This is a genomic window from Streptomyces morookaense (genome assembly GCF_013030945.1).
In the GTDB taxonomy this organism is placed as follows: domain Bacteria; phylum Actinomycetota; class Actinomycetes; order Streptomycetales; family Streptomycetaceae; genus Streptomyces; species Streptomyces morookaensis.
Genome location: NZ_JABBXF010000058.1, coordinates 39,677 through 54,191, shown reverse-complemented (window position 1 = coordinate 54,191; position 14,515 = coordinate 39,677). Strand labels below are relative to the sequence as shown.

General features: G+C 70.7%; 15 protein-coding genes. 11 read left to right on the top strand and 4 right to left on the bottom strand.

Annotation, left to right across the window (positions count from 1 at the left end; all coding sequences use genetic code 11):
- Window positions 1-96 precede the first annotated feature (96 nt).
- Both HG542_RS23475 and tdh read right to left on the bottom strand, forming a co-directional pair.
- Window positions 97-1,284, bottom strand: a complete 1,188-nt coding sequence (locus HG542_RS23475; protein ID WP_171084612.1) for a glycine C-acetyltransferase — start codon at window positions 1,282-1,284, stop codon at window positions 97-99.
- 41 nt (window positions 1,285-1,325) lie between these two features.
- Window positions 1,326-2,366, bottom strand: coding sequence for an L-threonine 3-dehydrogenase (tdh, locus tag HG542_RS23470; RefSeq protein ID WP_171084610.1), 1,041 nt, complete (start codon window positions 2,364-2,366; stop codon window positions 1,326-1,328).
- A 108-nt stretch (window positions 2,367-2,474) separates the two neighbouring features.
- Here tdh and HG542_RS23465 point away from each other — a divergent pair, with 108 nt between their 5' ends.
- From HG542_RS23465 to HG542_RS23435, 7 genes are all read left to right on the top strand, one after another.
- Window positions 2,475-3,389: a LysR family transcriptional regulator gene (locus tag HG542_RS23465; protein ID WP_171084608.1), complete on the top strand. Its 915-nt coding sequence runs from the start codon at window positions 2,475-2,477 to the stop codon at window positions 3,387-3,389.
- Between the two features lie 57 nt (window positions 3,390-3,446).
- Window positions 3,447-4,370, top strand: coding sequence for a helix-turn-helix domain-containing protein (locus HG542_RS23460; RefSeq protein WP_171084606.1), 924 nt, complete (start codon window positions 3,447-3,449; stop codon window positions 4,368-4,370).
- A gap of 93 nt (window positions 4,371-4,463) precedes the next feature.
- Entirely contained in the window at window positions 4,464-5,783 is a 1,320-nt protein-coding gene (locus HG542_RS23455; protein ID WP_171084604.1) for a tetratricopeptide repeat protein, read from the top strand.
- A gap of 173 nt (window positions 5,784-5,956) precedes the next feature.
- Window positions 5,957-6,829: an alpha/beta fold hydrolase gene (locus tag HG542_RS23450; protein WP_171084602.1), complete on the top strand. Its 873-nt coding sequence runs from the start codon at window positions 5,957-5,959 to the stop codon at window positions 6,827-6,829.
- Between the two features lie 76 nt (window positions 6,830-6,905).
- Window positions 6,906-7,292: a tautomerase family protein gene (locus HG542_RS23445; RefSeq protein ID WP_171084600.1), complete on the top strand. Its 387-nt coding sequence runs from the start codon at window positions 6,906-6,908 to the stop codon at window positions 7,290-7,292.
- Between the two features lie 448 nt (window positions 7,293-7,740).
- The gene (locus tag HG542_RS23440; protein WP_373313243.1) at window positions 7,741-8,901 is read left to right on the top strand and encodes a D-alanyl-D-alanine carboxypeptidase family protein; all 1,161 of its coding nucleotides are present in this window, start codon (window positions 7,741-7,743) and stop codon (window positions 8,899-8,901) included.
- A 144-nt stretch (window positions 8,902-9,045) separates the two neighbouring features.
- On the top strand, window positions 9,046-9,378 hold the full coding sequence (locus tag HG542_RS23435; RefSeq protein ID WP_171084598.1) for a histone-like nucleoid-structuring protein Lsr2: 333 nt from the start codon (window positions 9,046-9,048) through the stop codon (window positions 9,376-9,378).
- 58 nt (window positions 9,379-9,436) lie between these two features.
- Here HG542_RS23435 and HG542_RS23430 read toward each other — a convergent pair whose 3' ends face one another.
- The gene (locus HG542_RS23430; protein WP_171084596.1) at window positions 9,437-10,339 is read right to left on the bottom strand and encodes a helix-turn-helix transcriptional regulator; all 903 of its coding nucleotides are present in this window, start codon (window positions 10,337-10,339) and stop codon (window positions 9,437-9,439) included.
- A gap of 99 nt (window positions 10,340-10,438) precedes the next feature.
- Between HG542_RS23430 and HG542_RS23425 the strand changes: the two genes are divergently transcribed.
- Window positions 10,439-11,233 carry an NAD(P)H-dependent oxidoreductase gene (locus HG542_RS23425; RefSeq protein WP_171084595.1) on the top strand — a complete coding sequence of 265 codons (795 nt, stop codon included), beginning with the start codon at window positions 10,439-10,441 and terminating at the stop codon, window positions 11,231-11,233.
- 143 nt (window positions 11,234-11,376) lie between these two features.
- Here HG542_RS23425 and HG542_RS23420 read toward each other — a convergent pair whose 3' ends face one another.
- The gene (locus HG542_RS23420; RefSeq protein WP_171084593.1) at window positions 11,377-11,793 is read right to left on the bottom strand and encodes a VOC family protein; all 417 of its coding nucleotides are present in this window, start codon (window positions 11,791-11,793) and stop codon (window positions 11,377-11,379) included.
- A gap of 705 nt (window positions 11,794-12,498) precedes the next feature.
- Here HG542_RS23420 and HG542_RS23415 point away from each other — a divergent pair.
- The 3 genes from HG542_RS23415 (at window position 12,499) to HG542_RS23405 (ending at window position 14,474) form a co-directional block, all read left to right on the top strand.
- A complete protein-coding gene (locus tag HG542_RS23415) occupies window positions 12,499-12,699 on the top strand; it encodes a hypothetical protein (protein WP_171084590.1) in 201 nt (66 codons plus the stop codon).
- Window positions 12,700-12,728: 29 nt separating this feature from the next.
- The gene (locus HG542_RS23410; protein WP_171084589.1) at window positions 12,729-13,124 is read left to right on the top strand and encodes a VOC family protein; all 396 of its coding nucleotides are present in this window, start codon (window positions 12,729-12,731) and stop codon (window positions 13,122-13,124) included.
- A gap of 213 nt (window positions 13,125-13,337) precedes the next feature.
- The gene (locus HG542_RS23405; protein ID WP_171084587.1) at window positions 13,338-14,474 is read left to right on the top strand and encodes an ABC transporter substrate-binding protein; all 1,137 of its coding nucleotides are present in this window, start codon (window positions 13,338-13,340) and stop codon (window positions 14,472-14,474) included.
- Window positions 14,475-14,515 lie beyond the last annotated feature (41 nt).

Here is a 14,515-nt window from a genome sequence, read left to right as displayed (position 1 = left end):
GGCCATCCTGCCCGGACGGGGGAGGCTGTCCGACCCATGCGACCGCCCCGCCCCGGACGGAACCGGGGCGGGGCGGGGCGGTCGCGGGGCGGCGGATCAGGCCGTGGCGCCGATGGCGTCGCGGACCTCGCGGAACGCCGCGACCGTGCGCAGGACGTCCTCGCGGGAGTGCGCGGCGGACAGCTGGACGCGGATACGCGCCTTGCCCTTGGGCACCACCGGGTAGGAGAAGGCGATCACGTAGATGCCCTTCTCCAGCAGCTCCGCGGCCATCCGGGCGGCCAGCGCGGCGTCGCCGACCATCACGGGGGTGATCGGGTGCTCGCCGGGCAGCACCTCGAAGCCGGCCTCCGTCATCTCCTTGCGGAACAGCGTGGTGTTCTCCCGCAGCCGGATGCGCCGGTCGCCGGACTCGGCCAGCAGGTCGAGCACGCGCAGCGAGGCGCCGACGATCGACGGGGCGAGGGAGTTGGAGAACAGGTACGGGCGCGAGCGCTGCCGCAGCAGCTCCACGATCTCGGCACGCGCGGCGACGTAGCCGCCGCTGGCACCGCCGAGGGCCTTGCCGAGGGTGCCGGTGATGATGTCGACCCGCTCGGTCACCCCGAACAGCTCCGGCGTGCCGCGGCCCTCCTCGCCGACGAAGCCGACGGCGTGCGAGTCGTCGACCATGACCAGGGCGCCGTAGCGCTCGGCCAGATCGCAGATCTCGTCCAGGGGGGCGATGTAGCCGTCCATGGAGAAGACGCCGTCCGTGACGATCAGCTTGTGCCGGGCGCCGGAGGCCTCCTTCAGGCAGCGCTCCAGGTCGGCCATGTCGCGGTTGCGGTAGCGGAAGCGGGCCGCCTTCGACAGGCGGATGCCGTCGATGATGCTCGCGTGGTTGAGCTCGTCGGAGATCACCGCGTCCTCGGCGCCCAGCAGCGTCTCGAAGACGCCGCCGTTGGCGTCGAAGCACGAGCTGTAGAGGATCGTGTCCTCCATGCCGAGGAACCGGGAGATCTTCTCCTCGAGCTCCTTGTGCGGGGCCTGGGTGCCGCAGATGAACCGGACGGAGGCCATGCCGAAGCCCCAGTCGTCCAGCGCCTGCTTGGCGGCCGCGACGACCTCGGGGTGGTCGGCGAGGTCGAGGTAGTTGTTGGCGCAGAAGTTCAGGACCTTGCCGTCGCCGACGCTGATGGCCGAGGACTGCGGGCTGGTGATCACGCGCTCGGACTTGTACAGGCCCGCGTCGCGGATGTCCTGCAGCTCCTTGCGCAGGTGCTCGCGCATGCCGTCGAACATGGGGGGACTCCTCGTGTGGTCGTGCGTCAGGGGTGGCGGCGTCAGGGGGCGGTCGGCCGGGTCCAGTCGATGACGATCTTCCCGCACTGGCCGGAGCGGGCCGTCGCGAACGCCTCGGCGTGCTGCTCGAACCCGAAGCGGTGGGTTATCACCGGCGAGATGTCGAGGCCGCTGCGCAGCAGGACGGACATCGCGTACCAGGTCTCGAACATCTCGCGCCCGTAGATGCCGCGCAGGGTCAGCATGCGGGTGACGACCGTGGCCATGTCGATGCTGACGTCGCCCGTGGGCAGACCGAGGGCGGCGATGCGGCCGCCGGGCGACATGGTGGCGATCATGTCCTGCAGGGCGTCGGCGCGGCCGGACATCTCCATGCCGATGTCGAAGCCCTCGGTCATGCCGAGCTCCGGCATGACATCCGCGATGCGCCGGGCGCTGACGTCGAGGGCGACCGTGGCGCCCATCTTCTGCGCCAGGGCGAGCCGGTAGGGGCTGACGTCGGTGATCACGGTGGAGCGGGCGCCCGCGTGGGCGGCGACGGCCGCGGCCATCATGCCGATGGGGCCGGCGCCGGTGATGAGGACGTCCTCGTTGAGCACCGGGAAGGAGAGCGCGGTGTGCACCGCGTTGCCGAACGGGTCGAAGATCGCGGCGACGTCGATGTCGATCTCGTGCCGGTGGACCCAGACGTTCGACTCGGGCAGGACCACGTACTCGGCGAACGCGCCGTCGGTGTGCACCCCGAGGCCGACCGTGCGGATGCACAGGTGGCGGCGGCCGGCCATGCAGTTGCGGCAGGTGCCGCACACCAGGTGGCCCTCGCCGCTGACGATGTCGCCGACGCTCACCGCGTTCACGCCGGGGCCGGTCTCCACGACCTCGCCCGCGAACTCGTGGCCGACGACGAGGGGGGCGCGGACCACACGGGCCGCCCAGTCGTCCCAGCTGTCGATGTGCAGATCGGTACCGCAGATACCGGTGCGCAGCACCTTGATCAGAACCTGCCCGGGACCCGCCTGCGGCGTCGGTACCTCGGTCAGTTCGAGACCCGGCCCGGCCTGGGTCTTCACCAATGCCCTCATGGAACATCACTGTGCTCCGTGGACCGCTGTGAAGTCCATCAACATTTTTCCACACCACTTGTGAAGCCCCGCTTCATAGAGACGGGGGGCGAATGCCATAGTGAACGGGTGATCGACCCCCGCCGCCTGCGTGTCCTGCGCGCCCTCGCCGACCACGGCACCGTCACCGCGGCCGCCCATGCCCTCTACCTCTCGCCCTCGGCCGTCTCCCAGCAGCTGGCCGCCCTCGAGGCGGAGACCGGGCACGCGCTGCTGGAACGCCGGGGCCGCACCGTCCGCCTCACCGCCGCCGGCAGCGTCCTCGCCCGGCACGCCGACGAGATCTCCGCCCAGCTGGCGCGGGCCGAGGCCGACCTCGCCAAGTGCTCCACGGGCCTGGCGGGCGAGGTGACCGTCGCCGCCTTCGCCACCTCCATCACCGAGGTCGTCGCCCCCGCCCTGGCAGCCCTGGGCCGGCGCGCGCCCCAGGTGCGGGTCCGCGTCAAGGACGCCGAGGGCCACGCCGCCGCCCGGCTGCTCGCCGACGGGGAGGCCGACATCGCGGTCGCCGTCGAGCACCGCGACTCCCTCGCCCCGGGCGGCCGCCAGCTGCTGTACGCGCCGCTGTACGAGGAGCCCTTCGACGCCGTGCTGCCGCCCGGACACCGGCTGGCCGGCAAGTCCGAGGTGGACCTCACGGACCTGCGCGACGACCCCTGGATCACGCCCTGGCCGGGCAACCCCGTCCACGAGGCCGTCCTGCGCGCCTGCGAGGAGGCCCGCTTCCAGCCCAGCGTGGAATGCCTCTCCGACGACTTCTCCGCCGTCTGCGCCCTCGTCGCCGTCGGCGCCGGTGTCGCCCTCGTCCCGCGCTCGGCCCTGCACGGCATCCGCCCGGCCCTCACCCCCGCCGTCCGTCCCCTGCGCGGACCGGGCCCGACGCGCCGCGTCTTCACGGCCGTCCGCCGCGGCAGCGAGGGACACCCCCTGCTGAAGATCACCCTGGCCGAACTGCGCGACCGGGCAGCCGCGCTGACGGCCTGAACAGCCCATCCGTACACGCCATAGACTGCTCCCTCCCGCCAAGAGAGGCCCAACACCGTGTCCGCTGACGGCATATGGAGCATCGGAGAGCTCGCCGAGCGCGCGGGCGTCACCGTCAAGACCGTCCGTTTCTACTCCGACCGCGGCCTGCTGCCCGAAGCCGGCCGCAGCGCCGGCGGGCACCGCCGCTACGGACCCGAGGCACTCGCCCGGCTCCGCATGATCCGCTCGCTGCGCACACTCGACCTGCCCGTCCCCGACGTGGGCCGTGTCCTCGACAGCGAGGACGCCCTGGAGAACGCCATCGCCGCCCAGTTGCGCGAGCTCGGCTCCCAACTGGCCGCCCTGCGCTGGCGGGAGGCCGCCCTGCAGCTCCTGCGGGACTGCACCCCCGAGGAGCGCCCCGAACGGCTGCTCCTGGTCGGCGCGATGACCACCCCGCCCGACACGGCGCCCATGGCGCGCTTCTGGCGGCGCTGGCTGCCCGCACGGCTCCCGGCCCGGCTGGTCTCCGCCATCCTCGAACGCGCGGTTCCGGACCCGCCCGCGGATCCGGAACCGGCCGACGTGCTCGCCTTCGCCCGTATGCACGCCCTCGTCTCCGCCCCGTGCACCGGTGACGGCCGTCACCAGCCCGAAGTGCACCGGCCCGACGGCGACTACCGGCCGGCCGTGCTCTACGAAGGCCTCATCGAGGCATTCGCACTGGCAACGCCCGACCTGCGGGCCCGCCGAACACCCCACGAGGGTGAGGCACTCGACGCCTTCGTCGACGCCCACGCCCGCGCATCCGGCACGCACGACACCCCCGCCTTCCGCCGCCGGCTCAGCAGCCTGCTCGCGACCGAACCCCGCATCGACCGGTACTGGCAGCTCAAGGCCGAACTCTCCGGCCCGTCCGCGGAACCCACCCCCGGCGCCGCCCACGACTGGCTCCACGCCGCCCTGGACGGACACTCGGCCCGCGAGGCCGCCGCCTGACCAGCCTGAACAGCCTGAACAGCCTGAAAAGGCAGCCAGTTCAGCAGCCAATTCATTTGCATCTGCATGGATCCGCAGCAGACCATGGCCCGCATGTTCGCACGCAAGAAGAACCCGCCGCAGACCCCGGAAACGGCCGAGGCCCTGGAACTGATCGCGGCCGGCGACGTCCCCGGTGCACTGCGTCTGGTCCGCGGCCGGGAGGAGGAGCTGCCGATCGGTGAACTGGCCGGACTGCTGTCCCGGGCCGCGGCCGCAGCGGGGTTCGAGGACCTGGAGCAGGCGGCCGGCCGGGCAGCCGCCGACCCCGAACACCCGCAGGCGCTCTACGCATACGGGTACGCCTGCATCGAACGCGGCCTGCCGGCCGCCGCCGTGCCCGCCCTGCGGCGCGCACTGGAACTCGTTCCGGAATCAGGAGCCGTCCTGCGCGAACTGGTCGCCGCATACGAGGAGACCGGCCGCCACGACAGGGCCGCCGCGGTCCTCGAAACCCGCGAGGAGTCGCTCGCCGACTGGCCCGATCGCTACCTGCTCGCGTGGAACGCGGCCATGTCCGGCCGCCTCGACGTGGCCCGGCACCAGACGGCCCTGCTGTCCGCACCCGACGACGAGCGGTGGCAGCCCGCACACCGACGCGTGCAGGACATCGTCCGGCGTGCCGAAGTCCTGCGTGTCGCCGCCGCACCCGTGCCCACACCCCTGCTCGGCGAACAGGACCTGCGCGGCTGGCAGTTCGTCATCGCCGGAACGGTGCTGGGCACCCTTTCCCCGTACGGTTTCGACGCGGGGATGAACGGCCGCTGGGCCTGGCTCCAGGACTCGCCGGAGCAGTGCCGCGAGGGGCTGCTGCGCCTGCGCACCGCACTGTCCGCCGCGGACCTGCACCCCACCACGGTCTCGCTCCTGCCCGACCGCTCCAGCCGCATCCTGGGCCTGGCGGCGGCCGAGCTGCTGGGCCTGCCCGCCGTGCCGTTCGAGCCTGCGCGCACCGATACCGTCGTGATCGCCTACGATCTCTCCGAGGTCGACGCCGAATCGCTGATCGCCCTGCGGGATCGTACGCCCGGGCAGGTGCTGCACGAGCACGCCTCCTGCTGGACGGACACCCCGCCGATGACCCCGGACAGTGCCGCGCTCCTGGTCCAGAGCGTGGTGCCGCCGTGGGGTTCGGGCCTGCGCATGGGGGAGGACGGCGCACCGGAGCGCATGCCGGAGGACTCCCGCCCGGTCGAGGAGATCGCGGCCGATATCGTGGGGGCCGACGCCGTCCTGCCCGACGGGGACGACGAAGCACCGGAGGACGACGAGGCCTTCGTCGCCTTCGTCCGTGCTGCGGCCGCCCACTGGCTCCAGGGTGACCGCACACAGGTCCCGTCCAGCGGCCCGGTGCCCGGCGCCCGGTTCGCATGACCCGTGCGGGGGCTGCACGCCCGTAAGGCGCCGTCGGAGGCCCCGGGCGGGCGACGGACCGACGGAAAATACCCAGTGGGAAATCGTTGCCGTCTTATGGCGGGAGTACAACCGTCCGCGCCACAGACGTAAGTTGAGTCGAGTACGTACCACACGAGACTCAGGAGGCACAGATGCCCCGCAGTGCACCGGTGGACGGTTTCCAACTCGCCTACGACCGAAGGGGGCCGGGCTCCGGCGACGCCGTCGTGCTGCTGCACGGCTGGCCGGGCGACCGCACCGACTACCGAGATGTCGTCCCGCTGCTGGCCGGGACGCACGACGTCGTCGTCCCGGACCTCCGGGGATTCGGCGACTCCGACAGGCACACCGCCCACCGCCCGGAGCTGTACGACGCCGCGGCCCAGGCCCGCAGCGTGGTCGGGCTCATCGGCGAACTGGGCCTGGAACGGCCCGTCCTGGCCGGATACGACATCGGCAGCCGCATCGCGCAGGCGGTGGCCCGCACGTACCCGGAGCACGTGCGCGCCCTGGTGGTCTCGCCGCCGCTGCCCGGCATCGGCGACCGCATCCTCGACCCGCGGGCGCAGCGGGAGTTCTGGTACCAGCCGTTCCATCAGCTCGCCCTGGCCGAGCAGCTCCTCGACGGCAGACCGGAGGCGCTGCGCGAGTATCTTCGCCACTTCCGGGCGCACTGGTCCGGCCCGGCGTACACCCCCGACGAGGACACCCTGGAGCACCTCGTCGACGCCTATTCAGCTCCCGGCGCGTTCGCGGCCTCCATCGCGTGGTACCGGGCGGGCGCCGGGGCGGTGGCCCTCTCCCAGGGTGAGAAGCCCCCTGCCCGCGCGGACCGCATCGCCGTTCCGACGACCGTCCTGTGGCCGGAACACGACCCGCTGTTCCGGCGGGAGTGGTCGGACCGGCTCGGGGACTTCTTCCGCGACGTCACGCTCGAACACGTCGACGGCGTCGGCCACTTCGTACCGGTGGAGGCCCCGGACCGCTTCGCGGAGGCGATCCGCCGGACCTTCTGTACCTACTAGTATGTACGATCATGGTCGTGAGCACGGGGGGAGTGGCACGCCTCTGCCCTCGCATACCTGAAAGAGGAGTACTGGCATGCCATTTGTCCGCATCGACGCACTGGGAACCGACGCCGACCGTCTGGAGGCGCTCGGCCGGGCCGTCCACGACGCCCTGGTGGAGACGATCGGCATCCCGGCCGACGACCGCTTCCAGGTCCTGACCGGGCACGACGGTGTCAACAGCACGCTGCGCTACGAGGATTACCTCGGTATCCGCCGCGACGAAGGCGTCGTGTTCGTCGCGATCACCCTGCGCTCGGGCCGGACGCCCGAGCGGAAGCAGGCGCTGTACCGGCGCATCGCCGAGCTCGCCCAGGAATACGCGGGCACCGAACCGCGGAACGTGCTCGTCACGCTGACCGAGAACGAGACGATCGGCTGGTCGTTCGGCAACGGGGTGGCCCAGTACGCCGTTTCCTGACCAGGTGCACGACAAATCAAAGGGATATCCGCTCCGCCGCCATTAGCCTGACCGGTCAAAATGACGAGTCATTGCCGGTGATGTGAGCGTTCCGTGACAAGATCGAAGGTGGTCGGCAACGGCTCCGGCGGTAATTCCTCCGACGGGAAATCACCCCGCAATTCATGGAACCGCCGGGCCTGCCGTGGCGTTTTGTCCTTCCGAATACCGTGAACTCAGGGAGGAACGGCGTCTTGCACACCTTTGGAGCGCGTACGGAGGCAGAGCGGTGACCACCCCCGAATCGACCGGGCGTCAGGGACGCGCGCCCGAGGCAGGTGCCCCGCCTCAGGAACCGCCCACCCTTACGGCCGAACCGGCGAATACGCCACCGCCTCCGCCGGCCGCTTTCCGGCCGGCCGGAAAGCGGCCGCGGATCTGGGCGGCGTCGGCCCTCCTGCTCCTCCTCGTGGCATTGGCGGTACAGGCCCTGCGCCCCCTGCCCGCTCCGACGCTCTCGCTCTCCGCGGACGCGACGTACACCTTCGAGGGCAGCAGCCCCTCGCTGCCCTGGCCCACCGAGGGGCAGGGCTGGATGTCCGTCGCGGGCCTGGGCACCATGGACCGGTTCGGCGAGCAGAATCCCGTGCCGATCGGCTCCGTCGCAAAGGCCATGACCGCATACGTCATCCTCCGCGAACACCCGCTGCAGCCCGGTGCGGACGGCCCGTCCGTCACCGTCGACGCGAAGGCCCAGAAAGAGGGCGGTTATGACGCCGCGGGGGAGTCGACGCTCAACACGGTGAAGGAGAACGACAGACTCTCGCTGAAGGACGCCCTGTCGGCTCTCATGATTCCGTCGGCGAACAACATCGCCCGCCTGCTGGCCCGCTGGGACTCCGGATCCGAGGAGGCATTCGCCGGCAAGATGAACGCGGCGGCCAGGAGGCTCGGAATGGACCGCACCACCTACACCGATCCGTCCGGGCTGAAGGAGACCACGGTCAGCACCGCCGAGGACCAGGTGAAGCTGGGCAACGAGCTCGTGAAAATCAAGGCGTTGACGGACATCACCAGGCTGCCGCAGTGGAAAGACCCCTCGGGCAGGACCTGGCGGAATTTCAACAGCCTCGTGCCCTTCGACAATGCGATCGGCATCAAGACCGGGTCGACCACCAAGGCCGGCGGCAATCTGCTGTTCGCCGCCACCAGGAAGACCGGCCGGCAGACGGTGACGGTCGTGGGCGCCATCCTGGGCCAGCACAGGGCGCCGGTCATCGACACCGTCAACGCGGTCAGCAAGAAGGTGATGGCCGCGGCCCGGAACGCCCTGCAGGAGCGGGCGTTGATGGACAAGGGGACCGTCGTCGGCCACGTCGACGACGGCCTCGGCGGCCGGACACCGGTCGTCACGTCCGAACCCGTGTCCGTCGTCGGCTGGACCGGTCTCACCGCGAAGCTGAAACTCGGCAACGGCGGCACGGCGATTCCGCACACGGCCCCCGCCGGAAAGCGGGTCGGAGTGCTGAGCATCGGCGACGGCACCGGCAGCGCGGTCGAAGTCCCCGTCGAGCTCCGGCGCGACCTCGGGCAGCCGGGGACGGCGGCACGGCTGACCCGCCTGGGCTGAATCGCACCGAAGGATGATCGGGCGCCGCCGGACGGATGATGTGGTTCTTCCGTGGGTACCGTGCTGGCCGGAGGAGACGCGGCTTCCGCTCCGAGCGGCAATGCCGGGAACGTCAACAAGCCCCCTGTTTCCGGGAGTTCATCCATGGCACAAAAGGTGCAGGTTCTGCTGATCGACGACCTCGACGGCGGCGAGGCGCACGAAACGGTGACGTTCGCGATGGACGGCAAGAGCTACGAGATCGACCTGAGCGAGGCGAACGCCCGGAAACTACGGGAATCCCTCGCGGAGTTCATGAAAGCGGGCCGCAAGGCCGGCAGCCGGCCCGGCGGGCGGGGAAAGCCCCGCGCCGCCACGGTCGGCAGCCCCGACACCGCGAAGATTCGCGCGTGGGCCAAGGAGAACGGCTACAGCCTGAACGACCGGGGGCGCGTCCCCGCCGAAATCCGCGAGGCCTACAGCAACGCCAACGCGTGAGTCGCCGGCCGTCGCCCCCGCCGGCGGCTCGGGCACCCGCCGCCGTGGCCGCACGGCCTCACGGCCGCGGTTCCGTGGCCAGCCGGGCGAGGGCGGCGGCCTCCCGACTGCCCTCCTCGGCGCTGAACACGTGCACGACCAGGCCCGTCTCGCCGGGCGCGGCCGGCACGTGCAGCGTCTCGTAGTCCAGGGCCAGCAGGCCGGTCACCGGATGCTGCAGCCGCTTCCGCCCCGCCGCGCACGTCACGACCTCGCCACTCGCCCAGATCCGCCGGAAGTCGGCGCTGCGCGCGGACAGTTCGGTCACGAGCCCGGTCAGCTCCGCGTCGCCGGGATAGCACGCCGCCGAGACCCGCAGCATGCCCGCGGCCTCGGCGGCCCTCGCCTCCCACTCGGGGTGGACGGCCCGGGAGGCCGGGTCGAGGAAGAGGAACCTGGCCTGGTTGCGGTCGCGGCGGGCCGGACCGGCCAGGCCTCCCAGCAGCTCGGAACCGAGCCCGTTCCAGGCCACCACGTCCAGACGATGGTTCGTCGCGAAGGCCGGGAAGCCGTCCATGCCGTCCAGCATCCGCTGCAGCAGGGGGCTGACCCGAACCGTGGGTGCGGGGCAGCGTCTGTTCCCGGCCAGATTGGCGAGATGTTGCCGCTCCGCCGCATCGAGGCCGAGCGCCCTGGCGAGCGCGTCGAGCACCTCGGGCGAGGGCTGCGTGGCACGGCCCTGTTCGAGGCGCACGTAATAGTCCACGCTGATCCCGGCGAGCTGCGACAACTCCTCGCGGCGCAGCCCGCGCACCCGTCGCCGACGGCCGCCCTCGATCCCGACGTGTTCCGGCGCGACGCGCCCCCGGCGGGCGCGCAGGAAGCTGCCGAGCGCCCGCCGGTCGTCGCCGATCCCGTCGACGGGGCCGCTCCCGTCCCTGTCGCTGCCACTGGTGGTGATGCGGTCGTCTGCGCGCTCCATGCGCTCAAGTATGAGTGGCCCTCGCAGTACCAGGATCACGGATCCACCGGTTGTACAGGGTGCTGGCTGCCCGGCCGCGCCCGGGAAAGGGTGGACGGCATGAACGCAGCAGTACCGCAGCAGCGGAAGAACATCCTCGTCGTCAGCGCCCATCCGGAACCCCGATCGCTCAACGCCGCCCTCACCGCCTTCGCGGTCGGACACCTGCAGGCGGCGGGACACGAGGTGCAGGTGTCCGACCTCTACGCCATGAAGTGGAAGGCCACGGTGGACGCCGACGACTTCCCCGGCCACGCCCCGGACCGGCGCCTGGCGGTCATGGCCGCATCCCAGAGCGCCACGCTGGCCGGGCGGCTGTCGCCCGACATCGCCGCCGAGCAGGAGAAGGTGCGCTGGTCGGACGCGGTGATCCTGCAGTTCCCGCTGTGGTGGTTCTCGGTGCCCGCGATCCTGAAGGGCTGGATCGACCGGGTGTTCACCGCCGGATTCGGCTACGGCCCGGAAGTCCCCCCGCCGTACAGCGAGGGCGCGCTGGCAGGGCGGCGGGCGCTGGTGTCGGTGACCGCCGGTTCCCGGGAGACGGCGTTCTCCGACCGGGGCATACACGGTCGGCTGGCGGACGTCCTCCACCCCGTGCAGCACGGCCTGTTCTGGTACACCGGTATGGCACCGCTCGAACCGTTCGCGGTGTTCGGCTCGAACCAGCTGTCCGACGAGCTGTTCGCGGCGGCGACGCAGGAGTACGCCCGACGGCTCGACGGGCTCTTCACGGACGAACCGGTCGCGTTCCGGTCGCTCGTCGGCGGCGACTACGACCACGCCATGCGGCTCCTCCCGGGAACGGAGGAACCGGGGACGAGCGGACTGGACCTCCACGTCCGCCCTGGCCGCTGAAGCCGCCTGTGCGGCAGCCCTATGGGGCGCCGGATCGACGAGCGGACCGGAACCTCCCCTGGACGCTCCGCAGAGGACGCGGCCGCCCAGTACCTGCACCCGCCGGGGCGGTACGAACCGGCCGCGCCCTTCCACCGCATCGCTCAGGCGGCGGTGCGGTCGCGGACGTAGGGCCGCGTCATGATCTCCATGTTGTGGCCGTCCGGATCGGCAAAGTACGCCCCGCGGCCGCCGAAGAGGCGGTTGATCCGGCCGGGTTCGGTGTGGCGGGGATCGGCGTAGTAGGTGACCCCGACCGCCTCCAGGCGGGCGATCATGAGGTCGAACTGCTCGTCCGGCACGAGGAACGCGTAGTGCTGCGGCTGCACCGCTTCGTCGGTCTTGGTGTAGTAGTCGAGTGTCACGCCGTTGCCGAGATCGACGGGAAGGAACGGTCCGAACGGGGCGCCGACCTGCAGCCCGAGGATGGCGGCGATGAACTCGGCAGACAGCTGCCGGTTCTTGGCGAAGACGGCGGTGTGGTTCAACTGGACGGTGGTGACGGGTAGTTCGTTCGGCATGTGCGGTGGAAATCTCCGAGTCCGGTATCCGCTGGTGAGGCGCTGAGGAAACGGAGAAAAGGGGCGGGGCCCTGGCCCGCCTCGCGCTCACGCCGAGGCCGGGTGCCCAACTCGTGTATGGCCCATGGCCGACCCGGCAGTCACCCGGGTGAGCTTAATGATCATTACCGGCCGGGGCAAGTTGTTTCCGGGGCATCAAGGATGAGTCAAGCAGCGGGGCTTGTGCGGCGCCGTGTCGCTAGGCTCGAAACGCGAGGCCCTCGGTCGGTGAGGCCTCTTGACGGCTACGCCGTGTATGTTCCGGCGCCCGTGTGCGCCCCGGCCGGGAGGAGGCGAGAGACGTGGATGGCAGTAGTTGCAGTAGTCCGGGCCTTGGCAGGCCCCGTATCCGTGTGTCCTTGCTGACCTCCGGTACGCGGTAACTCCCTTTCGCTGCATGGCCTTTCGCCCTGTCGTGCCCGCAGGGGGATCGCTGATCGCTGTACCTGTTCTCTCCCGCTGCCCGGGGCCAGGACCCCTCACCGAACCCACCGACAATGAGGGCTCGCTCCCGTGTGCCTCCTCACTTCCCTTCCGTTCTGCCCCTGACCCTGCGCGACGGCGCCGAGCGGCTGTGCCTGCTCGCCGACGGGGCCGCACTGTCCCGCGCCTGACCGACCGCGCATGCCCTGCACCAGGCATGCCGCCTCACGGAGGTGACCTCCCATGTCCGCGCTGACCGTCTTCCCTATCCGCCACGCGCAGCCGCACATCGCCCCGGCCGTACGCGCCATGCTCCGCAGGGCCGTCGGGCGCGTCGCAACCGGCGCCATCCACAACCCCGTTCTGCAGGTCCTGGGCGCTCCGGCCCGCGCCCGCACGGCAGTCGGCCACACCACGCCCAGGCGCCGGCGCGCGGAGCGGTGATCTCCGGAACCCTGACGGGACGAGACATCATGACAGTCGAGACCATCAGCGACTTCACCCTCGGCGGAGTGCACCACATCCAGCTGTCCATACCGCCGGGCGGTGAGGGCCTGAGCCGGGTGTTCTGGGGCGACCTGCTCGGGATGACCGAACTCGAGAAGCCCCTCGAACCGGGCAGCCTCGGCGGATGCCGGTTCCGCGGCGGCGGGCTGGAGGTGCACCTGGTCGTGGAGACCGACTTCCGCCCCTTCCGCAAGGCGCACCCGGCCGTCCTGGTGCACTGCCTGGGCGACCTCGCCCGCCGCCTGGAGGACAAGGGCCACCCCGTCACCTGGGGCGAGGGCATCCCCGGCTTCGACTGCTTCCACACCTTCGACAAGGTCGGCAACCGGCTGGAGTTCCTGGAACCGCGCAACTCGTTCTGAGCTCGGCGGTTCGTTCCTCGACGGGCTGTGCGGTGCGGACCGCAGGCCATCCGGTAGGCCGTGGCTGTCGAAGCGGTCGGCAGCCGCCAGTTCCAGGGCGTTGACTGCGCCCCGTCGAGCCGACGCCAGCTTGTTTGAAACTTCAAGAAGATAGGCCTAGGGTGGGAGTCGCGAAATGCTTTAACTTTCAAGATCTTCCGTGAAGGAGTCGTCGTGAAGTCCACCCGCAAGGCATGGGCCACAGCCGTAGCCCTCGGCGTGCTCGCCGCCAGTGGAGCCACCGTCGCCGCAGCCGCCCCTTCCGCGCACCGCACCTCCACGAGTGCGGGCGAGGACGCGCAGTTGCAGAAGCTGTACAAGGACGCCGTGGCCGAGGGCGGCCGGCTGGTCGTCTATGCCGGCGGTGACAAGCCGGGACAGGCCGACTACCTCAAGAACGCGTTCGTCAAGCAGTTCCCCAAGATGAAGGTCGACACCGTCGTCGACTTCAGCAAGAACCAGGACGCGCGCCTCGACAATCAGATAGCCGAGCACAAGGTCGTCGCGGACGTCGTCCACCTGCAGACCCTCGACGACTTCCCGCGCTGGAAGAAGGAAGGCGCGCTCGAGCAGTACAAGCCGGTCGGCTGGAACAAGGTCTACGACCAGATCAAGGACAAGGACGGCTACTACACCGGCCTGTTCTTCATCGGCTTCGCCAATGTCACGGCCACCACGCTCGGCGACAACGCGCCCGTCGAGGCGAAGGACTTCCTGAAGCCCGAGTACAAGAACAAGCTCGTCTTCACCTACCCGAACGACGACGACGCCGTCCTGTACTACTTCAAGCAGCTCACGGACACATACGGCTTCGACTACCTGAAGAAGCTCAAGGCCCAGAACCCGAAGTTCGTCCGCGGCACCGCCGATGCCTCCGCCCAGGTCGGCAAGGACGGCTACGTGGCGAACTTCGGCAGCTCGGGCAGCTCCAGCGGTCTGTCGAAGACCAGCATCCCGGAGAAGTCGCCGTGGGTCGCGTGGCCGCAGACCGGCGCCATCCTCAAGGACGCGCCGCACAAGGCCGCGGCCAAGCTCTACATGAGCTGGATCCTGTCGAAGGGGTACCAGGCGACGTCGTACGGCTGGAGCGCCCGTACCGACGTACCGGCCCCGGCCGGCCGCAAGGGCATCTTCGACTACGCGAACATGAACCCGCTCGGCCTCGGCCGGTTCATGAACGACCGTGCAGCCCTCGACCGTTACAAGGCGCGCATCAGCCTCTACGTCGGTGACGTCAAGGGCGCGGACCCCGCCGACCCCGAGGGCCGGCTCGGCCTGTACCCCGTCGACCAGAACGGCACGCAGGGCTGAGCACCGGCTCCGGGGCGGGCGGTCCCGGCCGCCCACCCCGG